Genomic DNA, 15,540 nt, shown 5'->3' with positions numbered 1-15,540 from the left:
CGAACAAAGGACAAAGATGTCTGAACGCATTCCGCTGACCGACCTTGAGATCGCGCGCCAGGCGACGATCAGGCCCATCGGCGAAGTGGCGGCAGCGGCCGGAATCAATGCGGACGCGCTCGAACTGTACGGGCGGTACAAAGCCAAGATCGACCCGGCCCTGCTGGATGCCCCCGCCCCGGCAGGGAAGGTGGTGCTGGTCTCCGCCATGTCCCCCACCCCCGCCGGCGAGGGGAAGTCCACCACCACCGTGGGCCTGGCCGATTCGCTGGCCCGGGCCGGCCACAACGTCATGATCGCCCTTCGGGAACCCTCGCTTGGACCCATCCTGGGCATGAAAGGCGGCGCGACGGGCGGCGGCTACTCCCAGGTACTGCCGATGGACGAGATCAACCTGCACTTCACCGGCGACTTCCATGCGGTTACGTCGGCCAACAACGCGCTCATGGCGCTCGTGGACAACCACATTTACCAGGGCAACGAGCTGAACATCGATCCCCGGCGGATGACGTTCAAGCGGGTCCTGGACATGAACGACAGGTCGCTGCGGGAAGTGATCATAGGCCTGGGCGGGCCCACCCAGGGTGTGCCCCGGCAGGACGGCTTCGACATTACGGTGGCGTCGGAGATCATGGCGGTGTTCTGCCTTGCCACGGACCTGGCCGACCTCCGCGAGCGGCTGGGCCGGATTACGTTCGGCTACACGTACGACCGTTCCCCCGTGACGGTGGCGGACCTCGGCGTCCAGGGCGCGCTGACCCTGCTCCTCAAGGAAGCCATCAAGCCGAACCTGGTGCAGACCATTGCCGGCACTCCCGCCCTGGTCCACGGCGGACCGTTCGCCAACATCGCGCACGGCTGCAATTCGCTGATCGCCACACAGACCGCGCGGCGGCTGGCGGACATTGTGGTCACGGAGGCCGGTTTCGGGGCCGACCTGGGGGCGGAGAAGTACATGGACATCAAGTCCCGGGTTGGTGACGTGGCGCCGTCCGCCGTGGTGGTGGTGGCCACCGTCCGCGCGCTGAAGATGCACGGCGGGGTGGCCAAGGACCGGCTGACGGAACCCAACCTCGAGGCGCTGCAGGCCGGCGTCGCCAACCTCCGCCGGCACGTCCACAACGTCGAGAAGTTCGGAGTAACGCCGGTGGTGGCCATCAACAGGTTTTCCTCCGACACTTCTGAGGAGCTCGACTGGCTGCTGGAGTGGTGTGCGGCGGAGGGGGTGCAGGCGGCGGTGGCGGACGTCTGGGGCCGGGGCGGAGGCGGTGACGGGGGCGACGAACTCGCGGCCAAGGTGGCGGCGGTGGTCTCCGCGCCCAACAGTTTCCGGCACCTTTATCCGCTGGACCTGCCTGTGGAGGAGAAGATCCGGACCATCGTGCAGGAGATCTACGGCGCAGACGGCGTGGACTTCTCCGTCCCTGCTCTGAAGCGGCTGGCCGACATCGAAAAGAACGGCTGGACCGGGCTGCCCGTCTGCATGGCCAAGACCCAGTACTCGTTCAGCGACGAGGCCTCCCGGCTGGGCGCGCCGAAGGGCTTCACCATCCACGTGCGTGACCTGATCCCGAAGACCGGTGCGGGCTTCATCGTGGCCCTGACCGGTGCGGTCATGACCATGCCCGGCCTCCCCGCAGCCCCGGCGGCGATGCGCATGGACGTGGACGGCGAAGGCAACCCGGTAGGCCTCTCCTGACCTGTCTGCCTCCCCACCTGTTGCTCTATCACTTTGAGCCCCCATTTGGCTCTTTTGAGAGCCAAGACTGATAGGGCAAACCGGCCTGTGGATATCTTCTGCGGGCATTCGTGCCTTTGGGCAACAATGGTGCTCATGCGCCCGTCCTCGCCGCTGCCAGCCTCCATGGCATCTGTCCCGTTTACCGTCCACGAGGCACGGGCCGCCAGCCTGAGCCGGGGAAGGTTACGTTCGTCCGACGTGGCCTCAGCGGGGCGGCTGCTCTATTTGCCGATTGGGTGGGACTTTGAAATCCGGGGGCTGGCGAGGGCCTTATCCGCAGCGACGCCTGGGGCGTGGATCTCGCACGTGACGGCGGCATGCATCCTGGGACTATGGCTCCCACCATGGTTCCGCGAATGCGGGGAACTCCATCTGAGCAAACCGAGAGAGCTGCCGCCCGTACGGCGAAAGGGCGTCGTGGGCCACACCGTCTTGGCATTTGATCAAGAAGTCATGGAGCTGGACGGGATTCGGATCTCCACACCGGCCCGGACTTGGCTTGACCTTTCGGGCATCCTGCCTTTGGAGGACTTGGTGGCTGTGGGAGACCAGTTGGTTCGCCAGCCGCGGCTTGATCTTGATGCCCGCTCTGACCCCTGGTCGACCCTGCCACTGCTGAAAGAAATGCTGAAGCGGCACCCGAAACTGAAGGGAATCGTGAAAGCGAGGGAAGCCGCAGAACTCATCCGTTCCGGCTCGGATTCTGCACCCGAGACCTTCCTGCGGCTGGCCTTGACAGCCGCTGGCCTGCCGGAGCCAGAACTGCAGCTACGTGTCGAGCGTGACAACCGCTGGTCGCCGGCCGCAGACATGGGGTACCGCGCCCAGCGCGTTGCCATCCAGTACGACGGCGGCCATCACCTTACGCGCGAACAGCAATCCGTCGACAATCGCCGGGACGAATCATTCAATGCCGCAGGCTGGCGGTACTTCAAGTTCAACGCCGACGATTTGGCCAACGACTTCCGGGCGGCGGTGCGCAGGGTCCGCGCAGCGTTGCATGGGCGTTAAACACGCGTTGCCCCATCACTTGTGGTTGCTAAACCCCTGGTTTGGGGACCACAAGTGATAGGGCAACGAAAGTCCGGGGGTGGGTTAGCGCTCGAGGTCTCCGCGGATGAAGGCCTCGACCTTTTCACGGGCGAGGTCGTCGTTGAACTGCTCCGGCGGGGACTTCATGAAGTAGCTGGATGCAGACAGCAGCGGGCCGCCGATGCCGCGGTCCAGGCCGATCTTGGCCGCGCGGATGGCGTCGATGATCACGCCGGCGGAGTTCGGTGAGTCCCAGACTTCCAGCTTGTACTCCAGCGACACCGGGGCGTCGCCGAAGTTGCGGCCTTCGAGGCGGACGAAGGCCCACTTGCGGTCATCGAGCCACTGGACGTAGTCCGACGGGCCGATGTGGACGTCCTTGGCAGCCAGTTCAGCTTCAACGTTGGAGGTCACGGCCTGGGTCTTGGAGATCTTCTTGGACTCGAGGCGGTCGCGCTCCAGCATGTTCTTGAAGTCCATGTTGCCGCCGACGTTGAGCTGGTACGTGCGGTCCAGCGTGACGCCGCGGTCTTCGAAGAGCTTGGCCATGACGCGGTGCGTGATGGTGGCACCGATCTGGCTCTTGATGTCATCGCCCACGATCGGGACGCCGGCGGCGGTGAACTTGTCAGCCCAGGCCTTGGTGCCGGCAATGAACACCGGAAGCGCGTTGACGAAAGCTACCCCGGCGTCGATGGCTGCCTGGGCGTAGAACTCGGCGGCTTCCTGCGAACCAACGGGCAGGTAGCAGACCATAACGTCGGCCTTGGCGTCCTTGAGGGCCTGGACAACGTCGACCGGCTCTGACGGGGACTGCTCAATGGTCTCAAGGTAGTACTTGCCGAGGCCGTCCAGGGTGTGGCCGCGCTGGACCGTGACACCGGTGGGCGGCACGTCGGCGATCTTGATGGTGTTGTTTTCGCTGGCGAGGATGGCATCCGCGAGGTCAACGCCGACCTTCTTGCCATCCACGTCGAAGGCGGCAACGAACTGGACATCGTTGACGTGGTACTTGCCGAACTCCACGTGCATCAGGCCGGGGATCGTGGCCTCGGGATCGGCGTCACGGTAGTAGTGCACACCCTGGACGAGCGATGCGGCGCAGTTACCCACACCGACGATTGCAACACGAATCGGATTTGAAGACACGGAACTCCTTTGAGGACAAAACTTCAGCCGCCGCACGGTCAGTACTGGAACGTACGACGGCGGACAGCAGGCATGGCGCCACGCGGCGCCTTTTCATAGTACCCAACTGAGCGGGGGCCGGGATTGTTCCCCGGCGCCCCGCCCAGTTGGTTCGTGCGCAGATCGGAAGTGTTACTTCTTCTGCCAGAGGTTGATGTCCGATGCTTCCGCGAACTCGTCGATGGCGGTCAGCTCGTCGGTGGTGAACTTCAGGTCGTTGATGGCGGAGAGGGTGTCCTCCAGCTGCCTGACGCTCGAGGCCCCCACCAGGGCAGAGGTCACCGGCGTGCCCTTGGGCTGGTCGCGCAGGATCCAGGCGATGGCCATCTGGGCGAGCGACTGGCCGCGGCCCTCGGCGATCGAGTTGAGGCCGCGCACGCGGTCCAGTTTCTCCTCCGTGAGGGCCGCTTCGGAGAGGAAGCGCTCCTTGGCGGCGCGTGAATCGGCGGGGACACCCTTCAGGTACCGGTTCGTCAGCAGGCCCTGCGACAGCGGCGAGAAGGCGATGGACCCGGCGCCCACCTGGTCCAGGGCCTCGTAGAGGTTCGGCGTCCCGTTCTCGGTCCAGCGGTTCAGCATCGAGTAGCTGGGCTGGTGGATGAGCAGCGGAGTGCCGAGTTCCTTCAGGATCCTGGCAGCTTCAAGGGTTTGTTCCGGAGTGTAGGAGGAGATGCCGGCGTAGAGCGCCTTGCCGGAGCGGACGGCGTAGTCCAGCGCGCCCATGGTCTCCTCCATCGGCGTTTCCGGGTCCGGCCGGTGGCTGTAGAAGATGTCCACGTAGTCCAGGCCCATCCGCTGGAGGGACTGGTCCAGGCTGGAGATGAGGTATTTGCGGGAGCCCCATTCACCGTACGGGCCGGGCCACATGTAGTAGCCGGCTTTGGTGGAGATGGTCAGTTCGTCCCGGTAGGGCTTGAAGTCGTCCGCGAGGTGGCGGCCGAAATTGGTTTCGGCAGAGCCGTCCGGCGGGCCATAGTTGTTGGCGAGGTCGAAGTGGTTCACGCCAAGGTCGAACGCGCGGCGGAGGATGGCACGCTGTTCGTCAAAACGCTTGTCGTCGCCGAAGTTGTGCCAGAGGCCAAGGGAGATGGCCGGGAGCTTCAGTCCGCTGCGGCCGACGCGGCGGTAGGGCATGGATTCATAGCGGTTTTCCGCGGCTGAATAAGTCATACGTTCCATCCTGCCAGCTGTGACGCAGGCTACAGCCCCCGCAGCCGTTGTTACGCCGCGGGCTGACACAATCAGCCCGCGGCGCGGCGGCCGGAACTACAAAGCCTTCACGACGGCGGCACTCCACGGACCGAGCGCCAGCGCACCGTTATCGGCGGCAGGCACTTCCTCCGTGGCCAGCAGCAGCGTCCCTGCCCCGTCGAACGCGGCCTTCTGCTCGGAGAGGTTCAGCAGCACCTCGACGGATCCGCGGCGGAAACGCAGCCAGCCGGCGTCGTCGTCGAACTCCACCCGGGTCTCCGCAAACCCCAGCCCAGCCAGCTCCGGATGCTCCCGGCGCAGCGCGGCGAGTGAACGGTAGAGCTGCAGGAGCCGCGCGTGGTCCCCGGCAGAAGCCTCGGCCCAGTTGAGCTTGGAGCGGCGGAACGTTTCCGGGTCCTGCGGGTCAGGTACGACGGCGGGATCCCACCCCATCCGTTCGAACTCGCGGATCCGGCCTTCCGCCGTCGCCTTCCCCAGCTCAGGCTCGGGGTGTGAGGTGAAGAACTGCCACGGCGTGGACGCGCCGAACTCCTCGCCCATGAACAGCATGGGCGTGAACGGCGATGTCATGGTCAGGACCGCCGCGACAGCCAGCTGCCCGAAGGACAGCGACTGGGAGAGTCTGTCCCCTGTGGCCCGGTTGCCGATCTGGTCATGGTTCTGGTTGCAGACCACCAGGGCCGATGGCTCCACGAGCGAGGTGTTAATGGGCCTGCCGTGGTGGCGTCCGCGGAAGCTTGAGTAGCTGCCGTCGTGCAGGAAGCCGTCCTTCAGGACTTTGGCCAGCACGGCCAGGGACTGAAAGTCCCCGTAGTAGCCGGTGGTCTCCCCGCTGACGTTGACGTGGACGGCGTGGTGGAAGTCGTCGCTCCACTGTCCGGCCAGGCCGTAGCCGTTCAGATCGCGCGGGTAGAGCAGCCGAGGGTTGTTCAGGTCCGATTCGGCGATCAGGGTCTTGGGCAGCCCCGTTTCGGCCGAGACCGCGTCACCCAGCGCGCCTAGCTCTTCCAGGATGTGCACCGCGCGCTCGTCCCGGAGGGCGTGGACGGCATCGAGGCGCAGGCCGTCCACATGGTAGTCCCGCAGCCACAGCGCGGCGTTGTCCAGGATGTATTCGCGGACCACGTCCGAGCCGTGGCCGTCCAGGTTGACCGAATCGCCCCACGTGTTGGCGTCGCCCTGCTTGAGGTACGGCCCGAAGCGGGAGAGGTAGTTTCCGCTGGGTCCCAGGTGGTTGTAGACAACGTCCTGGATGACTCCGAGGCCGGCCGCGTGGGCGGCATCCACAAAACGCTGGTAGGCCGCGGGCCCGCCATAGCCTTCGTGGACGGCGTACCACTGGACGCCGTCGTAGCCCCAGTTGTGGGTTCCGTTGAAGCCGTTGACGGGCAGCAGCTCCACGAAGTCCACGCCCAGGTCCGCGAGGTAGCCGAGCTTTTCCGCGGCTGAATCCAGGGTTCCCTCCGGCGTGAACGTCCCTACATGGAGCTCGTAAATGACCGAGCCGCGGAGTTCCTTCCCCTGCCAGCCGGTGTCCTGCCACTCATGGTCGCGGGGGCTGAACGTCCGGGACAGTGCGTGCACCCCGTCCGGCACCCGGCGCGAGCGCGGGTCCGGCAGCGGATGCGTGTCCCCGTCCAGCAGGTAGCCGTAGTCCACCTCGCCGTCCGTGGGGGCGTCCGGTGCGGTCCACCAGCCCTCAGCACCGGGGGCACTTTCCAGTTTCACCATCGGGTAGTGCGTCCCGTTTGCCAGCAGCGTCACAGTGGAGAGGTTCGGTGCCCAGACGTCGAAGCGTCCGGATCCGGTGTGGGTCAGGCTCATGAGTCGTCTCCGTCCGCCGGTACCAGCAAGGCCACCGGGTAGGTACCCAGGATCTCGGCCACCGAAACGGTGCCGGGTCCAAAGCTGTTGCCGGTGAGTTCGTCGCGCAGGGAGCCGGGGAGTTCGACGGCGGTGTCCCGCCACCCGCCCCCGGCTTCCAGTCCGGCGGGGAGCCGGGTAGCCAGGGTTATGGCGCCGCCCCGGTCAAAGGCCAGTAGGTGTCCCGCTGCCGCCCCGGAAGCCGGGACCGGGCTGTAGCCCTGGAACAGTTCGGGCTTGTCGCGGCGCAGGCGGAGGGCACGGGAGGTGACCAGCAGCTTGCTGGCTTCCGTACCGGCATCAGGCAACAGCCCGCCGTCGAGCCTGGCCAACTCCTCTTCACGTCGCGCGAAGTCCACGGGGCGCCGGTTGTCGGGGTCGGTCAGCGACCGGTCCCAGAACTCCGTGCCCTGGTACACGTCCGGAACCCCGGGCATGGTCAGCTGGATCATTTTGGCGGCCAGCGAGTTGGAGGCTGCGAAGGAATCCGTGCTGGCTACGAAGTCCTCGATCACGGCCGTGACACGGGCGTCGTCGAAGGCGGCGTCAACAGCTGCCCTGACGGTCGCTTCGAACTCTTCGTCCGGGTCGGTCCATGTGGTGGAGTTGCCGGCTTCCCGGGCAGCCTTTTGCGCGTAGCCCTGCAGCCGTTCGCGGGAGGCCCGCCACGCACCGACCACTGCCTGCCACAGCAGGTTGGCGAAGGGTCCGTCCGGAACCGGCGCCAGCTCCTGCAGCCGGCCCAGCGTGGCCGTCCAGTCGCCGGGGAGTTCGGCGATAACCGAGATCCGGGCCCGGGCGTCCTCGCTGCGCTTCGTGTCGTGGGTGGAAAGAGTGGTCATGGATTCCGGGAGGTCCGCAAGCCGCCGGCGCATCCGGTGGTGGAACTCCTCGGGAGCAATAGAAAACTCGGTGGGTTCAGCGCCCACTTCGGTGAGCGCACCCAGCCGGGTGTAGCGGTAGAACGCGGTGTCCTCCACGCCCTTCGCCATCACCATGCCCGAGGTCTGCTGGAAGCGGACGGCGATCGCGGTGCTGGGATCGAGCAGCAGGGGCAGCAGCGTGCCGACGGCCACGTCGAGGTCCGGACGGCGTGCCGCCGCCGACTCGCAGGCCTCCTTCAGCACCTCGGCTCCCACCGGCAGGTACGACCGGTAGACCGGGAATGAGGCGATGATTTCGGCAATGGCATCGGCGGCCTGGTCTTCTGCCAGTCCGTGCGAGGCGGGAACCAGCCGGGCCAGCCGCAGCACCTCGGACCGCAGGATGCCGTCGGCGATCATCCGCTTGGTGCCGCGGATCATTTCGGCGTAATCGGCGGGGGAACCGCCGCGGAGGCTTGCGTCCAGGGCATCCAGCCCTGCCTCGCCGGCCGGGTCCACCAGGACCCGGTCGATCTCGGCCAGCGCATCGTAACCGGTGGTCCCTTCGCAGGCGAACTCCCCTGGCAGGACCTCGCCGGGTTCCAGGATCTTTTCCACCAGGACGTAGGCGCCGCCGCTGAGTTCCTTGAGCCAGCGCAGGTACCCTGCAGGGTCGGCGAGTCCGTCCGGGTGGTCCACGCGCAGGCCGTCCACCAGTCCTTCCCGGAACCAGCGGGCCACCTCGGCGTGGGCTTCCTCAAACACGCCGGGGGTTTCGACGCGGATGCCCGCCAGCGTGTTGACCGCGAAGAAGCGGCGGTAGTTCAGTTCGCTGTCCGCCCGCCGCCACGAGACCAGCTCATAGTGCTGGCGGTCATGGACGGCCCGCGGCGAATCGCCCTCAGTGTAGGAGCCCGCCGCCAAAGGAAAGCGGTGGTCGTAGTAGCGAAGCTCGCCGTCCTTGACCTCCAGCTGGTCCACGTCGTCATCGGAGCCCAGCACCGGCAGCCGGATCCGGCCGCCGCCGAACTCCCAGTCGACGTCGAACGCTTCTGCGTAACGAGAGTCCTGCCCCTCCGCCAGCAGCGACCACCACCAGGGGTTCTGCGGCGGTGACGCCACACCCACGTGGTTGGGAACGATGTCCACCAGGACGCCCATGCCGTGCTCGCGGGCAGCCGTGGACAGTGCCAGCAGGCCCTCGGGGCCGCCGCGCTCCGGGTCGACGGCGGACGGGTCCGTGACGTCGTAGCCGTGGTCCGAAGCCTGCTCGGCCGTCAGGATCGGCGACAGATAGACCCAGTCGGCCCCTAGGGATTTCAGGTACGGGACCTTGGCTGCCGCATCAAAGAGGGTGAAGCTGCGTCGGATCTGCAGCCGGTACGTTGATGCCGGAACCCTCATTTTGCAGCGCCTTTCGGCTTGGTGACCTTCTTCGTTTTCTTGGGCTCCGGCACGGTGGGCGTGCTCAGGGCTTCGGTCTCGCTGGTGCTCGTCTGGGTCAGGGCCGCCAGCGACGCAGCAACTGAATGGTCCGGTTCGGTTTCCTCCACCATGTGGGCCCGAAGGACCACCAGGGATTTCGCCTCAACGGGAATGGACTGCCCGGCCTTCACCGGTGCAGTGTCCGCATTGTGGCCGGCCGTGTCGATGATGATGTCCCACGCCGGAGCGTACTCATCGTTGGGAAGGGTGAACTTCACGGTGTCGTCGTGCGCGTTGAAGTACAGTAGGAAGTTCACATCGGTGATCCGGCGCCCGCGGACGTCCTTGCCCTGGATCCCGTCACCGTTGAGGAACATGCCTACCGAACGGCCGAACCCGCTGTCCCAGTCCTCCGGTTTCATGGTGTCGCCGTCGACGTCGAGCCATACGATGTCAGGCAGCCGTTCGCCTTCGCCCCGCAGCACGGGGCGCCCGTCGAAGAACCGGCTTCGCCGGAAGGTGGGGTGCTTGGCCCGCAGCGCGTTGACGGCGGCCGTGAACTCCACAAGCGGCTGGTCGATGCTTTCCCAGTTGATCCACGTCAGTTCGGAGTCCTGGCAGTACCCGTTGTTGTTGCCCTGCTGGGTGCGGCCCAGTTCGTCACCGTGCAGCAGCATGGGGACACCCTGGGACAGCAGCAGGGAGGCTATGAAGTTCCGCTGCTGGCGGGCGCGCAGCCCCAGCACAGCCGGATCGTCGGTGGGGCCTTCGGCTCCGCAGTTCCAGGAACGGTTGTGGGATTCGCCGTCGTTGTTGCCTTCGCCGTTGGCGTCGTTGCGCTTCTCGTTGTAGGACACCAGGTCGGACAGGGTGAAGCCGTCGTGGGCCGTGACAAAGTTGATGGACGCGACGGGGCGGCGGCCTGAGTGCTCATAGAGGTCGGCGGAACCGGTAATGCGCGAGGCGAATTCGCCCAGCGTGGCCGGCTCGCCGCGCCAGAAGTCGCGGACCGTATCGCGGTACTTTCCGTTCCATTCCGTCCACTGCGGCGGGAAGTTGCCCACCTGGTAGCCGCCGGGCCCAACGTCCCAGGGCTCCGCGATGAGCTTGACCTGGGACACGACCGGGTCCTGCTGGATGAGTTCGAAGAACGTGGAGAGCTTGTCGACGTCGTAGAACTCGCGCGCCAGGGTGGAGGCGAGGTCGAAGCGGAAGCCGTCCACGTGCATTTCCGTGACCCAGTACCGCAGCGAGTCCATCAGCAGCTGCAGCGAGTGCGGCTGGCGGACGTTCAGCGAGTTGCCGGTGCCGGTGTAGTCCATGTAGTGCTTCTCGTCGCCCTCCATCAGCCGGTAGTAGGAGGCGTTGTCGATGCCCTTGAAGGACAGCGTGGGGCCCAGGTGGTTGCCTTCGGCGGTGTGGTTGTAGACCACGTCCAGGATCACTTCGATGCCGGCCCGGTGCAGGGACCGGACCATGGCCTTGAAGTCCTGGACCTGCTGGCCGGTGTCCCCGGTGGAGCTGTAGGTGTTCTGCGGGGCGAAGAAGCCGATGGTGTTGTAGCCCCAGTAGTTGTTCAGGCCTTTGTCCTGCAGCGTGCCGTCATTGACGAACTGGTGCACGGGCATCAGTTCGATGGCGGTGACGCCGAGCTTCTGCAGGTGCGAGATGACGGAGGGGTGCGCCACGCCGGCGTAGGTGCCGCGTTGCTCCTCGGGGATCTCGGGGTGGAGCTGGGTGAGGCCTTTGACGTGGGCCTCGTAGATGACCGACTTGTGGTACGGAACACGGAGGTTGTGGTCGCCGTCCCAATCGAAGAACGGGTTGATGACCACGCCCATCATCATGTGCGAGGCTGAGTCCTCGTTGTTGACGGAGTCCGGCTCGCCGAGGTTGTAGGAGAACAGCGACGGGTCCCAGTCCACCTGCCCGTGCACGGCCTTTGCGTACGGGTCCAGGAGGAGCTTGTTGGGGTTGAACCGGTTGCCGGAGGCGGGGTCATACGGGCCGTGGACGCGGTAGCCATACTTCTGCCCGGGCTGGACCTGGGGGACGTAGCCGTGCCAGACGTAGCCGTCCACTTCGTCCAGCCCGAAGCGCGTCTCAACGCCGTTGTCATCGAAGAGGCACAGCTCCACTTTTTCGGCGCGTTCGCTGAACAGCGCGAAGTTTGTGCCGGTTCCATCAAAAGTGGCTCCCAGCGGATAAGCCGATCCGGGCCAGATTTCCATGCGTGCTCCTCGTTGTCGTTCAACAGCGCGTTCCTGACGTTCCGGTCCACGCTGCCGTGCAGAACCTATGCTTACCGTAATGCGTGGCTGTGACTATTACGTTTCCAGGCCACCTATTAAGTAAGCATGCTGACTTTACCCCAAATGTCCGGTAAGGCGTCCGCAATCCGGCCCGCGGCCAGCGGTCCGCCGGCAGACGCGGCCGCTCCGGCCCGGCCGTGCAGGCTCGCCGCCATGGCGGCGATGGCGGCCCAGCGCTCGTCCGGATCGATGCCTGCATCACGGAAGCGGCCGACGTCGGACCCCACCTGGGCGAGCAGCGCACCAATGATTCCGGCCAGGACGTCGCCGCTGCCGGCCGAGGCGAGCCAGGGTGTGCCGTCCGCCTGGCTGTAGAAATCCTGGAAGGGTGATGCCACCAGCGTGGTGGCGCCCTTGAGGAGGACGGTGGCCTCGGTGAGCCCCGCGGCGTGCCGGACGGCGCCGAGTGTGTTCGCCTCCACGGCGGAACGTTCGGTCAGGGAGTGGTCGGCATCCAGCCGTCGCAGCAGGGACGCGAGCTCGCCGGCGTGCGGCGTGAGCACCATCTGCGGGGCCAGGATCAGCGGCAGGCCGGGAAGTGCTCCGGCGTCGGCGACAGTAGGCAGCCCCGAGTCCACGGCGTCGCGCGCGCGCTGGAGCTGTTCGTGGTCCTCCGGGCCCATGCCTGGGCCCACAAGCCAGGCCTGGACGTGGGTTTCCGCCACGGTTCCGGTGCTGCACACCACCTCTGGACAGGACTGCCGGACCAGGTGCGCCACCTCGGGCGGGCCCAGGTACCGCACCATGCCGACGCCGGCGGCCAGCGCGCCGCGGCAGGCCAGGACCGCCGCTCCGGGATAGGTGGCGGACCCGGCGACCACGCCCAGAACGCCACGGGAATACTTGTGTGAACGCCGCTGCGGCTGCGGGAGGAGCCGTGCCAGGTCAGCGGCTTCAAACCGCCGCAGCGCGGGCCATGGGAGGTGCTCCTCGATCCCGATCGGCACCACCTCGACGCGGCCGGCGTGGTCGGCGCCCGGATCGGCCAGCAGGCCGGCCTTCGCGGCGCCGAAAGTCACGGTCAGTGCGGCGGACAGCACCGGGGCGTGGGCCTCGCCGGTGTCGGCGTCCACGCCGCTGGGCACGTCACACGCAACCACCAGGGGCAGGTTGCTGCGGGAAAGCGCCCCTACCAGGGCTGCGGCAGCTCCGCGGAGCCCGCCCTGTGCGCCGGTCCCCAGGATCGCGTCAATGACGACGTCGGCACCCGCCACGCGTGCCGCCAGCTCGCCGGGGTTGGAGTCGGTAAGCCGGTGCACACGGCCGCCTGCCCGCTCAAAGGCGGCCAGCGCCTCGGGGTGTGCCGAATCGGAGGTGAGCACCGCCGTCGTACGCATTCCCCGGGCGGCCAGGAAGGACGCGGCGAATAGGCCGTCGCCGCCGTTGTTGCCTTTGCCCGCGAGGACGGCGACGCCGGCACCGTAGAGCCGCCGCCCGCGGGCGTGCAGCTCACGGACCACAGCATTGGCCAGGCCGTGCGAGGCGCGCTGCATCGGCACGGCACCCATGCCGGCGGCCAAGAGGGGCTGTTCGGCCTCCCTGACCTGGGTTCCGGTGTAGGCGCTGATCATGTCGTCAGTCCCGCTGGCAGGTCCAGCCTTGGGGCTTTCAGCCTTCGGCCAGGACCGTTGCCGTGGCGATCCCGCCGTCGTGGCTCATGGACACATGCCACCGCTTGACGCCCTTGGCCTCAGCCACCGCAAGGACGGTGCCCTTGACCTGGATCGTGGGGCCGTGCTGGTCCAAACCGATCCAGCAGTCCTGCCAGTTCATGCCGGCAGGGGCGCCCAGGACCTTGGCCACCGCTTCCTTGGCCGCGAACCTCGCGGCCAGGGACCGCGTGTTCAGCTCCCGCTCCGCGGGTACAAACAGCCGGTCCCGCAGCCCGGGGGTGCGTTCAAGCTGGCGGCCGAACCGCTCGATGTCTACAACGTCTACGCCTATGCCAACAATCATGCGGCTTATTCTACGGTGACGCTCTTGGCCAGGTTGCGCGGCTGGTCCACGTCGTAGCCCTTGGCCGAGGCGAGTTCCAGTGCGAAGATCTGCAGCGGCACGGTGGCCAGCAGCGGCGCGAGCAGCGTGGGTGTCTCCGGAATGTAGAAGACGTGCTCGGCGTAGGCCTTCACGGCCTCGTCGCCTTCCTCGGCGATGACGATGGTCTTCGCGCCGCGGGCCCGGACTTCCTGGATGTTGGAGACGATCTTGGCGTGCAGCGAATCGCGGCCGCGCGGGGACGGGACCACCACGAAAACGGGCTGGCCTTCCTCGATCAGGGCGATGGGTCCGTGCTTCAACTCGCCGGCAGCGAAGCCTTCGGCGTGGATGTAGGCGAGCTCCTTGAGCTTCAGCGCGCCTTCCATGGCCACCGGGAAGCCCACGTGGCGGCCCAGGAACAGCACCGACTTGGCGTCCTTCATGGACCGGCCCAGTTCCTTGATCTGGTCCTCGTTGTCCAGGATCCGCTGGATCTTGGCCGGGATCTTGCCCAGGTCCGCCAGGATGTCCTTGATCTCGCCCTGGAACTTGTTCCCGCGCAGCTGTGCCAAATACAGGCCCAGCAGGTACGCGGCAGTGATCTGCGCCAGGAACGCCTTGGTGGAGGCCACCGCGATCTCCGGGCCGGCGTGCGTGTACAGCACGGCGTCGGATTCACGCGGGATGGTGGACCCGTTGGTGTTGCAGATGGACAGGGTCTTGGCGCCCTGCTCCTTGGCGTAACGGACAGCCATCAGCGTGTCCATGGTCTCGCCGGACTGGGAGATGGACACGATCAGGGTGTTGGCGTCCACGATGGGGTCGCGGTAACGGAACTCGTGCGAGAGCTCCACCTCGGTGGCGATCCGGCACCAGTGCTCGATGGCGTACTTGGCCACCTGTCCGGCATACGCGGACGTGCCGCAGGCCAGGACGATGATCTTGTTGACGTTCTTCAGCAGGGCCGGGTCGATCCGGAGCTCGTCCAGGGTGAGCTTGCCGTTGACGTCAGAGCGGCCCAGCAGGGTCTGCGCCACGGCGTCGGGCTGGTCGTGGATTTCCTTCTCCATGAACGAGTCGAAGCCGCCCTTTTCGGCAGATTCCGGGTCCCAGTCGACGTGGTATTCCTTGCCATGGGCAGGGGCGCCGTAGAAGTCGGTGATCTCCACGGAATCAGCCGTGATGGTGACGATCTGGTCCTGGCCCAGTTCCACCGCGCGGCGGGTGTAGTCGATAAAGCCAGAGACGTCTGAGCCCAGGAAGTTCTCGCCCTCACCCAGGCCAACCACCAGCGGGGAGTTGCGGCGCGCGGCCACGACCACGTCCGGCTGGTCAGCGTGTACGGCGAGGAGCGTGAACGCGCCCTCGAGGCGCTGGCAGGCCAGCTGCATGGCCTTGGTCAGGCCGCCGTTGCTGGTGTCGCCGTTCAGTTTGGTGCGGAAGATGTCGCCGAGCAGGGCGGCGGCCACTTCGGTGTCCGTTTCGGACGCGAACTTAACGCCCTTGGCCAGCAGCTCAAGCTTCAGCTCGGCGAAGTTCTCGATGATGCCGTTGTGGATCAGGGCCAGCTTCCCGCCGTCGGCCAGGTGCGGGTGCGCGTTCTGGTCCGTGGGGCCGCCGTGCGTGGCCCAGCGCGTGTGGCCGATACCGGTGAAGGTCTCCGGCAGCGGGTTGGCTTCCAGTTCGGCGAGCAGGTTGCTCAGTTTTCCGGACTTCTTGCGGGAGGAGATGACGCCGTCGGCAACAACGGCAACCCCCGCAGAGTCGTAACCCCGGTACTCCAGGCGGCGCAATCCTTCAAGGACAACATCCAGCGCACTGTGACCGGCAATTCCCTGGCCAGTCGAACGGCCTACATATCCCACGATTCCACACATGGGGACAAGCTTATCGGCAGCCGCAGGGAGATCTAAACTGGACAGTGCCG

The 15,540-nt window shown here is 66.4% G+C and carries 10 protein-coding genes; 2 read left to right on the top strand and 8 right to left on the bottom strand.

The features are described from left to right. The first annotated feature begins 16 nt into the window (after positions 1–16). On the top strand, positions 17–1,699 hold the full coding sequence (locus EYS21_RS01445) for a formate--tetrahydrofolate ligase (protein WP_131131349.1): 1,683 nt from the start codon (positions 17–19) through the stop codon (positions 1,697–1,699). A gap of 459 nt (positions 1,700–2,158) precedes the next feature. Beyond that, positions 2,159–2,752 (top strand): DUF559 domain-containing protein, encoded by a 594-nt coding sequence (locus tag EYS21_RS23945; protein ID WP_347559515.1) that lies wholly within the window; start codon positions 2,159–2,161, stop codon positions 2,750–2,752. 84 nt (positions 2,753–2,836) lie between these two features. On the opposite strand, the gene EYS21_RS01435 is transcribed toward EYS21_RS23945, so the two are convergent. The 8 genes from EYS21_RS01435 to glmS form a co-directional block, all read right to left on the bottom strand. Beyond that, positions 2,837–3,922, bottom strand: coding sequence for an inositol-3-phosphate synthase (locus EYS21_RS01435; protein WP_131131347.1), 1,086 nt, complete (start codon positions 3,920–3,922; stop codon positions 2,837–2,839). A 171-nt stretch (positions 3,923–4,093) separates the two neighbouring features. Then, positions 4,094–5,131, bottom strand: coding sequence for an L-glyceraldehyde 3-phosphate reductase (mgrA, locus tag EYS21_RS01430; RefSeq protein ID WP_131131346.1), 1,038 nt, complete (start codon positions 5,129–5,131; stop codon positions 4,094–4,096). A 96-nt stretch (positions 5,132–5,227) separates the two neighbouring features. Beyond that, positions 5,228–6,997: a malto-oligosyltrehalose trehalohydrolase gene (gene treZ / locus EYS21_RS01425; protein ID WP_131131345.1), complete on the bottom strand. Its 1,770-nt coding sequence runs from the start codon at positions 6,995–6,997 to the stop codon at positions 5,228–5,230. Continuing rightward, complete coding sequence (treY, locus tag EYS21_RS01420; protein WP_131131344.1) at positions 6,994–9,303, bottom strand: malto-oligosyltrehalose synthase; 2,310 nt, start codon at positions 9,301–9,303, stop codon at positions 6,994–6,996. The genes treZ and treY overlap by 4 nt, the downstream gene beginning before the upstream one ends. Next, positions 9,300–11,555: a glycogen debranching protein GlgX gene (gene glgX / locus EYS21_RS01415; protein ID WP_131131343.1), complete on the bottom strand. Its 2,256-nt coding sequence runs from the start codon at positions 11,553–11,555 to the stop codon at positions 9,300–9,302. Before glgX ends, treY begins: the two co-directional genes overlap by 4 nt. A 116-nt stretch (positions 11,556–11,671) precedes the next feature. Further along, positions 11,672–13,207 (bottom strand): NAD(P)H-hydrate epimerase, encoded by a 1,536-nt coding sequence (locus tag EYS21_RS01410; protein WP_131131342.1) that lies wholly within the window; start codon positions 13,205–13,207, stop codon positions 11,672–11,674. 37 nt (positions 13,208–13,244) lie between these two features. After that, positions 13,245–13,592, bottom strand: coding sequence for a holo-ACP synthase (locus tag EYS21_RS01405; RefSeq protein WP_131131341.1), 348 nt, complete (start codon positions 13,590–13,592; stop codon positions 13,245–13,247). Positions 13,593–13,597: 5 nt separating this feature from the next. Further along, the gene (gene glmS / locus EYS21_RS01400; RefSeq protein WP_131131340.1) at positions 13,598–15,490 is read right to left on the bottom strand and encodes a glutamine--fructose-6-phosphate transaminase (isomerizing); all 1,893 of its coding nucleotides are present in this window, start codon (positions 15,488–15,490) and stop codon (positions 13,598–13,600) included. Positions 15,491–15,540 lie beyond the last annotated feature (50 nt).

This window comes from Arthrobacter sp. S39 (assembly GCF_004320525.1).
Taxonomy (GTDB): Bacteria; Actinomycetota; Actinomycetes; order Actinomycetales; family Micrococcaceae; genus Arthrobacter.
This window is presented reverse-complemented; position numbering and strand designations above follow the sequence as displayed.